General features: G+C 72.8%; 14 protein-coding genes. 8 read left to right on the forward strand and 6 right to left on the reverse strand.

What is annotated here, in order from left to right; translation table 11 throughout:
* Positions 1 to 16: 16 nt before the first annotated feature.
* On the reverse strand, positions 17 to 682 hold the full coding sequence (locus AB0C21_RS29170; protein WP_500208498.1) for a TetR/AcrR family transcriptional regulator: 666 nt from the start codon (positions 680 to 682) through the stop codon (positions 17 to 19).
* A gap of 213 nt (positions 683 to 895) precedes the next feature.
* Here AB0C21_RS29170 and glpX point away from each other — a divergent pair, with 213 nt between their 5' ends.
* Positions 896 to 1,930: a class II fructose-bisphosphatase gene (glpX, locus tag AB0C21_RS29175; RefSeq protein WP_149260903.1), complete on the forward strand. Its 1,035-nt coding sequence runs from the start codon at positions 896 to 898 to the stop codon at positions 1,928 to 1,930.
* 9 nt (positions 1,931 to 1,939) lie between these two features.
* Here glpX and AB0C21_RS29180 read toward each other — a convergent pair whose 3' ends face one another.
* Positions 1,940 to 2,551, reverse strand: a complete 612-nt coding sequence (locus AB0C21_RS29180) for a DUF1707 SHOCT-like domain-containing protein (protein ID WP_500208500.1) — start codon at positions 2,549 to 2,551, stop codon at positions 1,940 to 1,942.
* Positions 2,552 to 2,635: 84 nt separating this feature from the next.
* Here AB0C21_RS29180 and AB0C21_RS29185 point away from each other — a divergent pair, with 84 nt between their 5' ends.
* The 3 genes from AB0C21_RS29185 to AB0C21_RS29195 all read left to right on the forward strand — a co-directional run bounded on the left by AB0C21_RS29185 (position 2,636) and on the right by AB0C21_RS29195 (position 5,731).
* On the forward strand, positions 2,636 to 3,604 hold the full coding sequence (locus tag AB0C21_RS29185; protein ID WP_500208501.1) for an ABC transporter ATP-binding protein: 969 nt from the start codon (positions 2,636 to 2,638) through the stop codon (positions 3,602 to 3,604).
* The gene (locus AB0C21_RS29190) at positions 3,601 to 4,413 is read left to right on the forward strand and encodes an ABC transporter permease (protein ID WP_500208503.1); all 813 of its coding nucleotides are present in this window, start codon (positions 3,601 to 3,603) and stop codon (positions 4,411 to 4,413) included. The genes AB0C21_RS29185 and AB0C21_RS29190 overlap by 4 nt, the downstream gene beginning before the upstream one ends.
* A gap of 88 nt (positions 4,414 to 4,501) precedes the next feature.
* Entirely contained in the window at positions 4,502 to 5,731 is a 1,230-nt protein-coding gene (locus AB0C21_RS29195; protein ID WP_500208504.1) for an MFS transporter, read from the forward strand.
* A 42-nt stretch (positions 5,732 to 5,773) separates the two neighbouring features.
* On the opposite strand, the gene AB0C21_RS29200 is transcribed toward AB0C21_RS29195, so the two are convergent.
* Positions 5,774 to 6,004, reverse strand: a complete 231-nt coding sequence (locus AB0C21_RS29200; protein ID WP_149260908.1) for a hypothetical protein — start codon at positions 6,002 to 6,004, stop codon at positions 5,774 to 5,776.
* A gap of 29 nt (positions 6,005 to 6,033) precedes the next feature.
* Positions 6,034 to 7,458, reverse strand: a complete 1,425-nt coding sequence (gene pdxR, locus AB0C21_RS29205; protein ID WP_353818015.1) for a MocR-like pyridoxine biosynthesis transcription factor PdxR — start codon at positions 7,456 to 7,458, stop codon at positions 6,034 to 6,036.
* Positions 7,459 to 7,571: 113 nt separating this feature from the next.
* On the opposite strand from pdxR, the gene AB0C21_RS29210 reads away from it, so the two are divergent.
* The 4 genes from AB0C21_RS29210 (at position 7,572) to AB0C21_RS29225 (ending at position 13,061) form a co-directional block, all read left to right on the forward strand.
* A complete protein-coding gene (locus AB0C21_RS29210; RefSeq protein ID WP_500208506.1) occupies positions 7,572 to 8,513 on the forward strand; it encodes an EamA family transporter in 942 nt (313 codons plus the stop codon).
* Position 8,514: 1 nt separating this feature from the next.
* Positions 8,515 to 10,155, forward strand: a complete 1,641-nt coding sequence (locus AB0C21_RS29215) for a fumarate hydratase (protein WP_500208507.1) — start codon at positions 8,515 to 8,517, stop codon at positions 10,153 to 10,155.
* Positions 10,156 to 10,306: 151 nt separating this feature from the next.
* A complete protein-coding gene (locus tag AB0C21_RS29220; RefSeq protein WP_149260912.1) occupies positions 10,307 to 11,575 on the forward strand; it encodes a serine/threonine-protein kinase in 1,269 nt (422 codons plus the stop codon).
* Positions 11,576 to 11,660: 85 nt separating this feature from the next.
* Entirely contained in the window at positions 11,661 to 13,061 is a 1,401-nt protein-coding gene (locus AB0C21_RS29225) for a class II fumarate hydratase (protein WP_500208508.1), read from the forward strand.
* Positions 13,062 to 13,125: 64 nt separating this feature from the next.
* Here AB0C21_RS29225 and AB0C21_RS29230 read toward each other — a convergent pair whose 3' ends face one another.
* Positions 13,126 to 14,016, reverse strand: coding sequence for an aggregation-promoting factor C-terminal-like domain-containing protein (locus AB0C21_RS29230; RefSeq protein ID WP_500208510.1), 891 nt, complete (start codon positions 14,014 to 14,016; stop codon positions 13,126 to 13,128).
* A gap of 507 nt (positions 14,017 to 14,523) precedes the next feature.
* Positions 14,524 to 15,810 carry an RNA 5'-3' helicase PhoH2 gene (phoH2, locus tag AB0C21_RS29235; RefSeq protein ID WP_149261230.1) on the reverse strand — a complete coding sequence of 429 codons (1,287 nt, stop codon included), beginning with the start codon at positions 15,808 to 15,810 and terminating at the stop codon, positions 14,524 to 14,526.
* Between the last annotated feature and the right edge of the window lie 54 nt (positions 15,811 to 15,864).

Consider the following 15,864-nt stretch of genomic DNA (forward strand, 5'->3'; position numbering starts at 1 on the left):
CCAGGATCCCGCACCCTCAGCGCTGCTCCGTACCGGGGTTCCTGATCGTGCCGACGATGGCCATGATCTTGTCGGCGAGCCGGCGGGCGGCGTCCTCGTCGTCCAGCAGTGAGATCTCCGACACCGCGCCCGCCATCGCGCCGGTCAGCACCGTGACCAGGGCCTCGTCCACGCCGCCGTCGGCGGTGTGGAACAGGGCCGCGTTGCGGCGTGCCCACTTGTTCAGGCGCTGCCGCATGACCCGGTCGAACCCCGGGGGACCGTCGCCGGAGATGAAAAGCCGGGCGACGTCCCGCTCGTCCAGGCAGCCGTTGAGGTAGGCGCCCGCGCCGGCGATGAACTGCCGCATGGGGTCGGTCTCGCCTGCCTCCCGGACGGCGCTGATCGCCTCGCGGGTGCGTTCCTGCTGGCGTCCCTGGAAGTCCTCGAACAGCGTCAGGTACAGGTCGGCCTTGCCGTTGAAGTGGTGGTAGAGGCTGCCCACGCTGGCGCCAGCCTTGGCGACGATGTCGGTCACCGCGGCCTGGGCGAAGCCGGACTCGCAGAAGACGTCCCTGGCCGCGGCCAGCAGTGCGCCGCGCGTGGCGGCCCCGCGGTCGGAGGTCCGCGCGGGGACAGCCGCGGGCCGCGCGCCCCCGTTCTGTGTCACCCCGCCGGACGGAACGTCGATGTCGCTGCTCATGACGCCTGAGATTACGCCCTCTCCCAGGGGGAAACGATCCCTTGTCCGTGCCGTAGTGGATTCACGGCTCCGCACCGTACCCGTCGACCGTGCCCGGATACCGCTTCCATCCGTGCCCGGATGTCCGCGGCCCGGCTGGTCTGGTCCAATTTGTGGCTTGCCATCCGGTCCACGGAGAATCCGAGGCACCACCGACCGAAGGGGCTGCCCCGCATGTCCGATGAGACCACCGTTTCCTCCCCCCTCGCCACCGAGCCGGCGGCGCCGGACCGCAACCTCGCGATGGAACTGGTCCGGGTGACCGAGGCCGCCGCCATGGCCGCGGCCCGCTGGGTCGGGCGGGGCGACAAGAACGGCGCCGACGGGGCCGCCGTGAACGCGATGCGCCAGCTGATCAACACGGTCTCCATGCGGGGCGTCGTCGTGATCGGCGAGGGCGAGAAGGACAACGCGCCGATGCTGTTCAACGGCGAGGAGGTCGGGGACGGCTCCGGCGCCGAGTGCGACGTCGCGGTGGACCCGGTGGACGGGACCCGGCTGACCGCGCTCGGCATGAACAACGCCATCGCGGTGCTGTCGGTGGCGCCGCGGGGGTCGATGTTCGACCCGTCCGCGGTGTTCTACATGGAGAAGCTGGTGACGGGCCCGGAGGCGGCGGACGTCGTCGACATCGAGCGCCCGATCGCCGACAACATCCGCGCCATCGCCCGCGCCAAGGGCTCCTCGCCGCACGACGTGACGGTCTGCATCCTGGACCGGCCGCGCCACGAGGGCATCGTCAAGGAGGTCCGCGAGGCCGGGGCGCGGATCAAGTTCATCATGGACGGCGACGTGGCCGGCGCGATCATGGCGTCCCGGCCGGGGACCGGCGTGGACCTGCTGCTCGGCATCGGCGGCACCCCGGAGGGCATCATCGCCGCGTGCGCGATCAAGGCGCTCGGCGGGGTGATCCAGGGCCGGCTGTGGCCGCAGGACGACGAGGAGCGGCAGAAGGCGGCCGACGCCGGCCACGAGCTGGGCAGGGTCCTCACCACCGACGACCTGGTGACCTCCGACGACGTGTTCTTCGCCGCGACCGGCATCACCGACGGCGAGCTGGTCGACGGCGTCCGCTACAGCAAGGGCACGGCGGTCACGCACTCGCTGGTCATGCGGTCGCGCAGCGGCACCATCCGGACGGTCTCCAGCGAGCACCAGCTGAGCAAGCTCCGCGCCTACAGCGCGATCAACTTCGACACGGCGGTGTAGGCCGCGGGCCTACCGGCCGCGGTTGAGGCGGTTGCGGACGCGGGTGCGCAGCGGGAGCTTGGGGGCGCGCGCCCGCACCGAACCGAAGATCATGGTGCCGCTCACCTCGATGGTGGGGCCCTCGGCCGCCGGACGGGCCCGCAGGTCGCGGGTGCTGAGGATGGTGCGCCCCGTGACGTCCACGCGGACGCCCTCGGGGACGAGGAGCCGGATCCGGCCGCCGAGCACCAGCGAGTCGACCACGATGTGGCGGCGCTGGAGGACGGCCTCGCGCAGGTCGAGCTCGACCGTCCCGAACAGGGCGAGGAGCGGGAGCTTGACCGGGACGACCCAGCGCCCGTCGCGGCGGGTGCGGCCGAAGAAGACCGAGACCGGGCGGTCGTCCACGAGGATGGGCTGCGCCTCCTCGGGGCTGAGGTCGCCGGTGAGCCCGGTCAGCTCGCCCAGGGTGCGGGCGGCGTAGGCGCGGGAGGTGCGCTCGGAGTGCTCCTCGATGGTGAGCCGCCCGTCCGCGAGGGCCTCGCCCAGGACGGCGGCGACGCGTTCCCGGTCGGCGTCGGACGCGCGCAGGTCGCGCACGTTGGTGACCTTCTCGGCCGCCGGGCGATGGGGGACGTCCACAAGGAAGAGGGTAGCCGCCGCCGGGGACGGCCCCGCGGGAAAACCGGTGGGGATTCGTCCCTCGCCGTACCTAGTGTGAGGGGTATGACCTTGCATCGTGCCCGGACCGGGCCGACCGCGGACGCGGCCGCCCTCGAGGGCGCCGCCGCGCCGGCGATCAGCCTCCGCGGCGTCGTGAAGCGGTTCGGCGACTTCACCGCCGTCGACGGGCTCGACCTGGACGTCCCCGCCGGGGTCTGCCTGGGGCTGCTCGGCCCGAACGGCGCCGGCAAGTCGACGACGATGAAGATGCTGACCGCGCAGGCGATCGCCGACGAGGGCGCCATCCGCGTGCTCGGCTTCGACGTGCCCCGGGAGTCCAAGCGCGCGCGGGCCGTGATGGGCGTCGTCCCGCAGCAGGACAACCTCGACGAGGAGCTGACCGCGCGCGAGAACCTGGAGGTGTTCGCCCACCTGTACCGGGTGCCGCGCAAGGAGCGGCGCAAGGCGGTCGACGACGCGCTGGCGATCGCGCACCTCACCGAGCGGCAGCTGACCAAGGTGGACGACCTGTCCGGCGGCATGCGGCGGCGGCTGCTGATCGCGCGGGGGCTGGTGCACCGGCCCGCGCTCGTCCTGCTGGACGAGCCGACCGTGGGCCTCGACCCGCAGGTGCGGGCCGAGCTGTGGGGGCTGATCGACGGGCTGCGCGCCGGCGGCACGACCGTGCTGATGTCGACCCACTACATCGAGGAGGCCGAGCGCCTCGCCGACGAGTGCGCGCTGATGTCGCACGGCCGGGTCATCGCGCGGGGCACGCCGTCGGCGCTGGTCGCCGAGTACGCGGGCGAGCGGGTCGTCGAGCACTACGGGCCGCCGGACCGGCTGGCGGAGGTCGAGCGGCTGGCGAAGGCGGCCGGGCTGCCCACCCGCCGGACCGGGCCGTCGGTGTCGGTGCTGAAGGCCGAGACCATCCCGCCCTCGCTGGAGGACGATCTCGGCCCGGACGGCGTCCGCCGCGCCTCCAACCTCGAGGACGTGTTCGTCGTGCTGACCGGGGAGCGTGTGGAGTGACCGCTGTGACGGAAACGGCCCAGCCTGAGCGCGCGCCGCGGCTGCGGCGGTTCGAGACGGCCCCGGTCCGCGGGATCTGGCGGCACGAGCTGGCGCTCTACAAGCGGTACTGGAAGTCCCAGTCGTTCGCCTCGATGGTGGAGCCGACGTTCTTCCTGCTGGCCTTCGGCTACGGGTTCGGCTCGATGGTCGCGATGATCGGCGACTACCGCTACCTGGACTTCGTCGCGACCGGCGTCGTCGGGACGGCGGCGCTGTTCACCTCCGTGTTCCCGGGGATGTTCAACGGCTACATCAGGCGCGTGTTCCAGCACACCTACGACGCGATGCTCGCCGCGCCCGTGGACGTGCACGAGCTGGTGACGGCCGAGGCGCTGTGGATCGCGGCCAAGTCGGCGGTGTACTCGTGCACGCCGCTCGTCGTGGCGCTGTTCTTCGGCCTCGACCCCTCGTTCGGGATGCTGCTGGTGCCGTTCGTGACGTTCTTCACCGCGCTCGGCTTCGGCCTGTTCGGCATGTGGACGTCGTCGGTGGTGCCGTCGATCAACTCGTTCGACTACGTGATCACCGGCGTGGTGACGCCGCTGTTCCTGATCGCCGGGACGTTCTTCCCGGTCGACGCGCTGCCCGGCTGGGCGCAGAAGGTCTCCTACCTCAACCCGCTGTACCACTGCGTGCAGCTGGTCAGGGACGCGGTGTTCGGCCTGCACCCGCTCGCCGACCTCGGGCACCTGGCCGGGCTGGTGGCGTTCGCCGCGCTGATGTGGATGATCGCCGTGCGGGGCATGCGGCGGCGCCTCATCGACTGACGCCTCCCGCCCATTGACCTGGGGCGTACCCTGTCCCTACGCTGACGCGAATCTTCTTCACGTTGCGCAGCCAGAGAGGTCGGGGCGCATGAGCGAGGGCACCACCGCCCGGGACCGCAGGGCCCGGTTCGCCGCGTACACGGCGTTCGCCGTCCAGGGGCTCTGCTTCGCCTCACTGGTGACGCAGGTCCCCAAGATGCAGGAGGCGCACCACCTCAGCGACGCAACGCTGTCGCTGGTGCTGCTCATGGTGCCGCTGGTCGCGGGCGTGGGGAGCGTCGCCTCCGGCGCGCTGTTCCAGCGGCTCGGCAGCGGCCCGGTGCTGCGGGTCTCCCAGCCCGCCGTGGCCGCCACGATCGCCCTGATCGGCCTCACCGGCGACAACGACCTCGCCCTCTACATCACGGTCGCGGCGTTCGGCCTGTTCGTCGGCGCGGTGGACGCGTCGATGAACGCGCAGGCGATCGCCGTCGAACGCCGCTACGGGATCAGCCTGATCACCGGGTTCTACGCGGTCTGGAGCGTCGCGGGGATCCTCGGCGGCCTGTGGGCGTCCCTCGCCAACAAGCTGGACCTGTCGCTGTTCACCGGCTTCGCGATCGCCGCCGCCGTCGGCATCGCCGCCTCCCTCGCCACCGGCGGCCGCCTCTACCGCCGCGAAGAGGAGGGGGACGGCCCCACCGCCGAGGAGCTCAAGGCGGCCGGGCGCAGCGTCCCGTGGCGGCCGATCCTGGTCGTGGGCGCCGCGATGGCCGTCGCCTACCTGGCCGACTCGGCGATCTCCAGCTACGGCGCCAAGTACCTGGACGACGAGTTGTCCGCGAGCGACTGGGTCGCCCCGCTCGGCTACGTCGCCTACCAGGTCACCATGGTCGTCAGCCGCACCGTCGCCGACCTCGCCGTCCGCCGCTCCGGCGCCGTCCGGGTGGTGCGGATCGGCGGCGTGGTCGGCATCCTCGGCATGGCCGGCGTGGTCGCCGCCCCCAACGCGGCCTTCGCGATCGCCGCGTTCGCGCTCGCCGGCCTCGGCCTGAGCGTGATCGCCCCGGTGTCGTTCTCCGCCGCCGGACGGGTCGACCCCACCGGCCTCGGCGTCGCCGTCTCCCGGGTCAACATCTTCAACTACGTCGGCTTCGTCCTGGGCGCCGCCGTGGTCGGCGCCATCGCCCCGCTCAGCGCCGACCACGGCCTGCGCATCGCCTTCATCATCCCGACGCTCCTGGTCCTGGTCGTCTTCGCAACGGCCAAGGGCTTCGCCCCCAAACCGGTAGAGGGCGCCCGCCCCGACGCCCCCGCCATGGAACGACCAATGGCGTGATCTGTGTCTACCCAGGGGGGCGACCCCCTGGGTAGACACAGATCAGTCTTCTGCCAACGCGGTTACGGCGCGTTCGCCTTCCGTTTGGGCTTCTTCCGGGGTCATGTCCTTCAGTGCTTGGGCGAGCGCCACCTCGGCGGCGTCGGCCGCGGCCCGGAGCGTCACGGCGTGCTCCTGCGCCCGTTCGAGGTCGCCCAGACCGACACAGTCGAAGGCCACCTGCGCGTCGTGGCCCGCCATCTTCAACTGCCGCGCGGCCTCTTCCAGACTCATGCATACCTCCTACACCGGGGAAGCTGTTCCTACCCCCCATCACCGTGAGCAACCGCTTGTCCCAGCAGTTGCGCGGCCTTGACCAGGCGGGGCTCGGTGAGGCCTGCGTAGCCCAGGACGAGCGCGGGGGGCGCCTCGTCCGCGCGGCGCGGCGACCACATCCCGCGGGCGCCCTCGACCGCCACCCCGGAGCGCGCGGCGCGGTCCACCACCGCGTCCTCGTCGCATCCGCCCGGCAGTTCCACGTAGAGGTGGATGCCCGCTGAGACGCCGTGAATCCTGGCGCCGGGCAGATTCTCGGTGAGCGCGCCGACGAGGGCGTCCCGCCGGGCGCGGTAGCGCCTGCGCATGGTGCGCAGATGCCGGTCGTAGCCCCCGCCGCGCAGGAACTCGGTCAGCGCGTACTGCTCCAGGACGGGGGCGCCGTGGTCGGTGTAGGCGCGGTGCTCCCGCAGCCGCTCGGCGAGCGGCTGCGGCGCGACGGCCCAGCCCAGGCGGAGGGCGGGGGCCAGCGACTTGCTGACCGAGCCGAGGAGGACGACCCTGTCGGGCTCGACGCCCTGGAGGCAGCCGACCGGGTCGCGGTCGTAGCGGAACTCGGCGTCGTAGTCGTCCTCCAGGATCACGCCGTCCGCGTCGCGCGCCCAGGCGATCAGCTCGGCGCGGCGCGCCGGGGACAGCACGACGCCGGTCGGGTACTGGTGCGCGGGCGTCACGAGGACGGCGCGCGCCTGGGTGCGGGCGAGCGCCGCGACGTCGATGCCCTCGCCGTCCACCGGGATGCGGACGAGGCGGACACCGGCGGCCGCCAGCATCGGCAGCTGGCGGACGCTCGCCGGGTCCTCGACGGCGAGCGTGGTGTGGCCGTCGGCGCGCAGCAGTCCGAGCACGGCCGACAGGCCGTGCGCCACCCCGCTCATGATCACTGTCCGGTCCGCGTCGGCGAGCGCGGCGCGCACCCGGCCGAGGTAGGACGCCAGTTCGGCGCGCAGGTCCGGGACGCCGGCCGGGTCGGGGTAGGCGAGCGCGTCGTGCGGCAGGGTCCGCAGCGCGGCGCGGGCGGCGGCGATCCAGCGCTCGCGGGGGAACGCCGACAGGTCGGGGCGGCCCAGGGACAGGTCGTACAGGACCTCCGGTTCCGGCCGGGGCTCGACCGGGCGGGGCGCGGCGGGCGGCCGGGACGGCGGCGCCGCCTCCTCGTCGGGGCGGGCCAGCGGCGCGATGCGGGTGCCGTCGCCGCGCCGCGCGATCAGGAAGCCCTCGGCGGTGAGCTGCTCGTAGGCGGTGACGACGACGCCGCGCGAGACGTCCAGGTCACGGGCCAGATCGCGGCTCGACGGCAGCCGGGTCCCGGCGGTCAGCCGGCCGGAGCGCACCGCCGCGCGGAAGCCCGCGGCGATCTGCGCGGCCAGCCGGCCGGCGGACCGGTCGAGTGGAAGATGAAGGTCGGTCACATGACTCTCAGCGTCAAGGCATGGGGTGGACGTCACGGAGAGGCTATTGGTCCACTTTCACGGCGATTGATTGGCACTGTCCGATGGTCCAACCGGCTTCTAGCGTTCGGTCCATGAACACCTCACAGAAGCGCGGCATGGCGGGCGCCGGGGCCGCGATGTCCCTCGTCGGCACGCTGACCGCCGTCTCGGCGACGATCTCCGCCTATCCCGTCTTCGGCGGCCAGGCGGTCCGGTACGCCGTCGCCGCGGTGGTCCTGCTGGTCGCGGCCCGCATCGCCGGAGGGCCGGCCCACCGGCCCTCCGCGCGGGACTGGCTCCTGCTCGCGGCGCTGGCGGGGACCGGGCTGGTCGCCTTCAACGTCTGCATCGTCGCGGCCACCCGGGACACGAGCCCCGCCACCATCGGCACGGTGATCGCGACGGTCCCGATCGTGCTGGCCGTGGTCGGGCCGCTGCTGGACGGCCGCCGCCCGGCCCCGGCGATCATCGTGGCGGCCTGCGCGGTGGCGGCCGGGGCGGCCCTGGCGAACGGCCTCGGCAGCGGCAGCGTCCGCGGGCTGCTGCTCTCGCTCGGCGCCCTCGGCGGGGAGGTGTGCTTCTCGCTGCTGGCCGTCCCGCTGCTGCCGCGCATCGGACCGCTGCGCGTCTCCGCCTACTCCGCCGCGCTGGCCGTCCCGATGCTCCTCGCGGTCGGCCTCGCCGCGGACGGGACGGGCCTGCTGCGCGTCCCGACCCCCGGCGAGCTGGCCGGCTTCGCCTACCTGTCGATCGTCGTGACCACGATCGCGTTCCTGCTCTGGTACGACGCGATCGGACGGCTCGGGGCCGACCGCGCCGGGCTGTGCGCGGGCCTGATCCCGATCAGCGCGGTGGTCACCACGGTCGCGCTCGGCGTCGACCGGCCGGAACCGGCCGACCTGGCGGGCGCCGCCCTGGTCGCCGCGGGCGTCGTGGTGGGCCTGCGCGCCCGGGTCGCCCCCCGTGAGGCGGCGCCCGCCGAGCCCGTAACCTGTGACTCGGCCCCCATCGGAATCGCGCGAGGATCTGCCTGAGATGTCTGAGTTCTCCTACACCGACCTGCTCCCGCTCGGCCCGGACGAGACCGACTACCGGCTCCTGACCTCCGACGGGGTCTCCACGTTCGAGGCGAACGGCCGGACGTTCCTGCAGGTCGAGCCGGAGGCTCTGCGGCTGCTCACCGAGACCGCCATGCGCGACATCGCCCACCTGCTGCGGCCCGCGCACCTGGCCCAGCTCCGCCGGATCCTGGACGACCCCGAGGCGTCCCCGAACGACCGGTTCGTCGCGCTGGACCTGCTGAAGAACGCGGGCATCGCCTCCGGCGGCGTCCTGCCGATGTGCCAGGACACCGGTACCGCGATCGTCATGGGCAAGCGCGGCCAGCACGTCATGACCGACGGCGCCGACGAGAAGCACATCTCGCAGGGCGTGTACGACGCCTACACGAGGCTGAACCTGCGCTACTCGCAGATGGCGCCGGTGACGATGTGGGACGAGAAGAACACCGGCTCCAACCTGCCCGCGCAGATCGAGCTGTACGCGGCGCCCGGCGACGCCTACAAGTTCCTGTTCATGGCCAAGGGCGGCGGCAGCGCCAACAAGTCGTTCCTCTACCAGGAGACCAAGGCCGTCCTGAACCCCAAGCGGATGATGTCCTTCCTGGAGGAGAAGATCCGCTCGCTCGGCACGGCCGCCTGCCCGCCGTACCACCTGGCGATCGTCGTGGGCGGCACGTCCGCCGAGTACGCGCTGAAGACCGCCAAGTACGCCTCCGCCCACTACCTGGACACGATGCCCACCGAGGGTTCGCCGCTCGGGCACGGGTTCCGCGACCTGGAGCTGGAGCTCCAGGTGTTCGAGCTGACGCAGAAGCTCGGCATCGGGGCGCAGTTCGGCGGCAAGTACTTCTGCCACGACGTGCGGGTGGTCCGGCTGCCGCGGCACGGCGCGTCCTGCCCGGTCGCGATCGCGGTCTCGTGCAGCGCCGACCGGCAGGCCCTCGCCAAGATCACGGCGGAGGGCGTGTTCCTGGAGCGGCTGGAGACCGACCCCGCGCAGTACCTGCCCGACACCACCGACGAGCACCTGGACGACACCGTCGTCCGGATCGACCTGAACCGGCCGATGGACGAGATCCGCGCCGAGCTGACCAGGTACCCGGTCAAGACGCGGCTGTCGCTGACCGGCCCGCTCGTCGTGGCGCGCGACATCGCGCACGCCAAGATCAAGGAGCGGCTGGACGCGGGCGAGCCGATGCCGCGGTACCTGCGCGACCACGCCGTCTACTACGCCGGCCCGGCCAAGACGCCCGAGGGCTACGCCTCGGGCTCGTTCGGCCCGACCACGGCCGGCCGGATGGACTCCTACGTCGAGCAGTTCCAGGCCGCGGGCGGCTCCCTGGTCATGCTGGCCAAGGGCAACCGGTCCAAGCAGGTCACCGACGCCTGCAAGGAGCACGGCGGGTTCTACCTCGGCTCGATCGGCGGCCCGGCGGCGCGGCTCGCGCAGGACTGCATCAAGAAGGTCGAGGTCCTGGAGTACCCGGAGCTCGGCATGGAGGCCGTCTGGAAGATCGAGGTCGAGGACTTCCCGGCGTTCATCGTGGTCGACGACAAGGGCGAGGACTTCTTCGCCGACACCACCGGACCCGTCCTCACCATCGGCAGGCGCTGACGTCCGGCACCGCTCCGCGGCCCCGGACAGGGGCCGCGGACGGGCGGTCCCCGGAAGTTTCTTGTCGGTAGGTCACAGTATTAGGCCAAAATCCGCGTTGGTGCCGAAGTCTCCCCAATGACCGCCGGGCCACTCCGGTATCTTTTCCGCCATGTCTCAGTCAGAGCGCCTCGTGCTAGCGACGCGCTACCGGCTGGTCTCGGAGATAGGTCAGGGTGCCAACGGCACCGTCTGGAGAGGGCATGACGAGCTCCTCGATCGCGCCGTGGCGATCAAGGAGCTGCGGCTCCCCGACAACCTCGCCGAGGACGACCGGGTGGTCTTCTACCGCCGTACCCTCCGGGAGGCGCGCGCGCCCGCACAGCTGCGCACGCACTCCATCGTCGAGGTGTACGACGTGGTCATCGAGCAGGGCCGTCCCTGGATCGTGATGGAGATGATCGAGGCGCCCAGCCTCGAACAGCTCATCGAGCGCTCGGGCCCCCTGCCGCCCGAGCGCGTCGCGCACATCGGCCGCGCCCTGCTGGACGCCCTCAACACCGCGCACAAGGCCGGCATCGTGCACCGCGACCTGAAGCCGAGCAACGTGCTGCTGGACGGCGACCGCGTCGTCCTCACCGACTTCGGGCTCGCGTTCTCCTCCGGTTCGGCGAGCCTCACCAAGACGGGCCACTTCATGGGGTCGCCCGCGTACGTGGCGCCCGAGGTCGCCGCCGGGGAGAAGGCGACCCCGCGCTCGGACCTCTGGTCGCTCGGTGCGACGCTGTACGCCGCGCTGGAGGGCCGCCCGCCGTTCGAGCGCGAGAACGTCATGGCGACGCTGTCGGCGCTGGCGAACGAGTCGACCCCCGCCCCGCAGAACGCCGGCGCCCTCGCGCCCGTGATCACCGGGCTGCTGGAGAAGAACCCGACCCGGCGGCTCAGCCACGCCCGCGCGGTCGACCGGCTCGAACGGGCCATGGCGGGCCCGCGCTCGGGACGCCGCGCCCCCACCCCCCGCTACCGGCTGATGGTGGTGATCGGGCTCATCGGCGCGACCGTCGCCTCGTGCGGCATCGGCGCCACCGCCCTCATCGTCGGCATGATGCGCGAGAGCCCCGGCCCCTCCCCCACCGCCGGGGCGTCCACCACCCCGGGCGGCTCCGCCGCCCAGGCCGCCGCGCCGCCCGGCGCCGCGACCAGCACGCTGGCCGTCCGGGCCCGCACCGACTCCTGCAAGATCTTCGTGTCGGTGCCGGGCACCGCGATCACCGTGCTCGCCGACGAGACGCTGCACCGGGGCGAGGCGCGCCGGTACGACCAGCCGCGCCTCAACGCGGTCGTCTACGACGCGTCCGCCTGCGACGTCTGGGTGAACGGGCAGCAGAAGCCCGCGGGCAAGCCGGGTGAGCGGCAGAACTACACGCTGAACAAGGAGTGATCCGCGCCTCACGCGGGAATGCGTGAGCCACCGACCGGGCTGCCATGGACGACGGCGGCCGCCGAAGTCGAGTGGGAGGCGTTCCATGAGCGAGCAGGAGTTCCGCGTCGAGCACGACTCGATGGGAGAGGTCCGGGTGCCGGCCGCGGCCAAGTGGCGGGCCCAGACGCAGCGCGCCGTGGAGAACTTCCCGATCTCGGGGCGGACGCTGGAGGCCGCCCACATCGCCGCGCTCGGTCGGATCAAGGCCGCCGCAGCGGTCGTCAACGCCGAGCTGGGGGTCCTCGACGAGGACCTCGCCGAGGCGATCGCCGCGGCCGCCCGCGAGGTGGCGGACGGGCGGTGGGACGACCAGTTCCCGATCGACGTGTTCCAGACCGGCTCGGGGACGTCGTCCAACATGAACGCCAACGAGGTCGTGGCGACGCTGGCGCAGGAGCGGCTCGGCCGCCCCGTCCATCCCAACGACCACGTGAACGCCTCCCAGTCGTCCAACGACGTGTTCCCGTCGTCCATCCACATCGCGGCGACCGGGGCCGTCGTGAACGAGCTGATCCCCGCGCTGCGGCACCTGGAGGCCGCGCTCGCGCGCAAGGCCGAGGAGTTCGCGACCGCGGTGAAGTCCGGCCGCACCCACCTGATGGACGCGACGCCGGTGACGCTCGGGCAGGAGTTCGGCGGGTACGCAGCGCAGGCGCGGCACGGCGTGGAGCGGCTGGAGGCCGTCCTGCCGCGGCTGGCGGAGCTCCCGCTCGGCGGGACCGCGGTCGGCACCGGCATCAACACGCCGGCGGGCTTCGCCGCCCGCGTCATCGCCGAGATCGCGCGGGACACCGGGCTGCCGCTGACCGAGGCCCGCGACCACTTCGAGGCGCAGGGCGCGCGGGACGGCCTGGTGGAGGCGAGCGGGGCGCTGCGCACGATCGCGGTGAGCCTCAGCAAGATCGCCAACGATCTGCGCTGGATGGGCTCGGGGCCGCGCGCCGGGCTCGCCGAGATACGGCTGCCCGACCTGCAGCCCGGCTCGTCGATCATGCCCGGGAAGGTGAACCCGGTGATCCCCGAGGCGGTCGCGCAGGTCGCCGCGCAGGTCATCGGCAACGACGCGGCGGTCGCGTTCGGCGGCGCGTCCGGCAGCTTCGAGCTGAACGTGATGCTGCCGATGCTGGCCCGCAACGTGCTGGAGTCGGTCACCCTGCTGGCGAACGCGTCCCGGCTGCTCGCCGACCGCTGCGTGGACGGCGTCGAGGCCGACCTGGACCGGATGCGCGAGTACGCCGAGTCGTCACCGTCGATCGTGACGCCGCTGAACCGCTACATCGGGTACGAGGAGGCGGCGAAGGTCGCCAAGCAGGCGCTCAGCGAGCGCAGGACGATCCGCGAGGTCGTGCTGGAGCGCGGCTACGTCGACGAGGGAAGGCTGACGGTCGAGCAGCTCGACGAGGCGCTCGACGTCCTGCGGATGACCGGGACGTCCCGCCGCTGAGCCGGGCGGGGCCGGTCGCGCGTCCCAGACGCCGCTCAGGGCGTCCGGGACGCGGCGGGCCGGATCAGTACCAGCCGACGGACTGCGAGTGCGACCACGCGCCGCACGGCGTGCCGTAGCGGTTCTTGATGTAGCCGAGCCCCCACTTGATCTGCGTGGTGGCGTTGTTCTGCCAGTCGGGCCCGGCGCTGCCCATCTTGGAACCGGGCAGGGCCTGCGGAATGCCGTACGCGCCCGAGGAGGGGTTGGCCGCGTGGACGTTCCAGTGGCTCTCCTTGTTCCACAGGTTGACCAGGCAGCCGAACTGGCCGTCGCCGGTGAAGCCGTAGCTCGGCATGAGCTTCTTGGCGATCGCCTGCGCCTCGCCCGCCGGGACCGGGTCGCCGGTCGGGCCGCCGCCGGAGGAGCCGTTCTTCTTCTCCGGCGTCTTGGTCGGGATCGGCTTGCCCTTGGGCAGCAGGGACGGGCCCTTGCCGCCGTCCTGGCGCGTCGCGCGGGAGGCGCGGTCGAGCGCCAGCTTCTTGCGCTGCTGCTCCAGCACCTTCGGGTCGATCTTCGGCGGCGCGGCGGCGTCGGCGAGCTGCTGCGTCGGCTTGACGGTCTGCGTGCCCTCGTCCCCGGAGCCGCCGGTCAGCGCGAACGCGGCGACCGCGCCTCCGCCGATCACGACGGCGGCGCCCGCGGCGACCACCGCGATGCGCTTGCCGCCGCGCCCGCGGGAGCCGTCCCGGCGGGCGGCGCGGCGGGGCGCGCCCGGACCGGAGGAGATCTCGTCGCCGGAACCGCCGGCGGAGACGCCGGTGCGCAGCGGCTCCTGGAGGGGCTGGAGGCCGAGCGTGTCGCCCGCGGGGGCGTTCGCGCGGGGGCGGGTGCCGGCCACGCGCACGTCGTCCTCGTGCGGCGCCTCGGGGCCCTCCGCGGAGGAGCCGGGCGCCTGGGCCGGGGCGGAGGCCATCACCGGCTGCCGGGGGTCGAAGCTCTGTCGATCGTCTCGCCTAGGGGACCCGGGGCGGTCTCCGTACAAGGCGGTCCTTCCGACGGTCGCACGCGCATGGACACGCGCACGAACTGTTTCCACCCCGGTCCGGCCCGGCCGCCGGTGTTCGGCGGCCCCGGACCCGGGTCGGCGCCGGCACGGCGCGCGCGTTCAGGGGCCGCGCTCCGGCCTGGCACCGCACTGGGGGTGCTTACGGGGAGACACAATGCCCGAGGCCGAGGGCTGGTTCGCAACCAAAACGAGACAGATGCGGCCGGACGGCCCGTTGTCAACCCGACTGCGGGCGTACCGAAAACCCGGCCGGACCTGCGGCTCCTCCCACAGAAGCGGACGATTGTGACCTTCGCCACATTCCTACGTTACGAGGTTTACCGATCACCCTCCGTAGGAAGGAGAACGGCGTTCTGAGACGCGAGAACCCCGGCGGCCCGTCACGGCCCGCCGGGGTTCTCACTCGCCGGGGCTCTAGGCCCCGACGTCGCCGAGCATGTCGGTCACCAGCGCCGCGATCGGCGAGCGCTCCGACCGCGTCAGCGTCACGTGCGCGAACAGCGGATGGCCCTTCAGGCGCTCCACCACCGCCGCGACGCCGTCGTGCCTGCCGACGCGCAGGTTGTCGCGCTGCGCCACGTCGTGGGTCAGCACGACCCGCGACCCGGAGCCGATCCGCGACAGGACGGTCAGCAGGACGCCGCGCTCCAGCGACTGCGCCTCGTCGACGATCACGAACGAGTCGTGCAGCGACCGGCCGCGGATGTGCGTGAGCGGCAGGACCTCCAACATGTCACGGTCCACGACCTCCTCGATGACCTCCGGCGTCGTCACCGCCGACAGGGTGTCGTAGACGGCCTGGGCCCACGGCGACATCTTCTCGTTCTCCGAACCCGGCAAGTAGCCGAGCTCCTGGCCGCCGACCGCGTACAGGGGGCGGAACACCACGACCTTGCGGTGCTGCCGCCGCTCCAGCACGGCCTCCAGCCCCGCGCAGAGGGCGAGCGCCGACTTGCCGGTGCCGGCCCGCCCGCCGAGCGAGACGATGCCGACCTCCTCGTCCATCAGCAGGTCCAGCGCGATCCGCTGCTCGGCGGACCGGCCGCGCAGCCCGAACACCTCGCGGTCGCCGCGCACCAGCCGCACCGACTTGTCCGGCTGCACCCGGCCGAGGGCCGAACCGCGCTCCGACAGCAGCCGCAGCCCGGTGTGGCACGGCAGGTCCCGCGCCTCCTCCAGGTCGGCGCCGCCCGTCTCGTACAGCTCCTCCAGGGCCCCGGCCGGCACCTCCAGCTCGCGCATCCCGGTCCAGCCGGACTCCACGACGGCCAGCTCCGCGCGGTACTCCTCGGCGGCGAGCCCGACCGCGGACGCCTTCACCCGCATCGGCAGGTCCTTGGAGACCAGCACGACGTCGCGCCCCTCGCGGGCCAGCCACGCGGCCACCGACAGGATCCTGGTGTCGTTGTCGCCGAGCCGGAACCCGTCCGGCAGGACGCTCGGGTCGGCGTGGTTCAGCTCGACGCGGAGCGTCCCGCCCTGGTCGCCGAGCGCCCCTTCGACCGAGACGGGCTCGTCCAGCCGCCCGTGCAGCAGGCGGAGGTCGTCCAGCGTGCGCAGGGCCTGCCGCGCGAAGTAGCCGAGTTCCGGGTGGTGCCGCTTGGCCTCCAGTTCGGAGATGACGACGATGGGGAGTACGACCTCGTGCTCGGCGAACCGGGTCATCGCCCCCGGATCGGCGAGCAGGACGCTGGTGTCCAGGACGTACGTGCGCCGGTCCGGTTCCCTGCCGGGGGCAGCGCCCCCGAGGTCTCC

It is taken from the genome of Spirillospora sp. NPDC049024 (assembly GCF_040649235.1).
Lineage (GTDB): Bacteria > Actinomycetota > Actinomycetes > Streptosporangiales > Streptosporangiaceae > Spirillospora.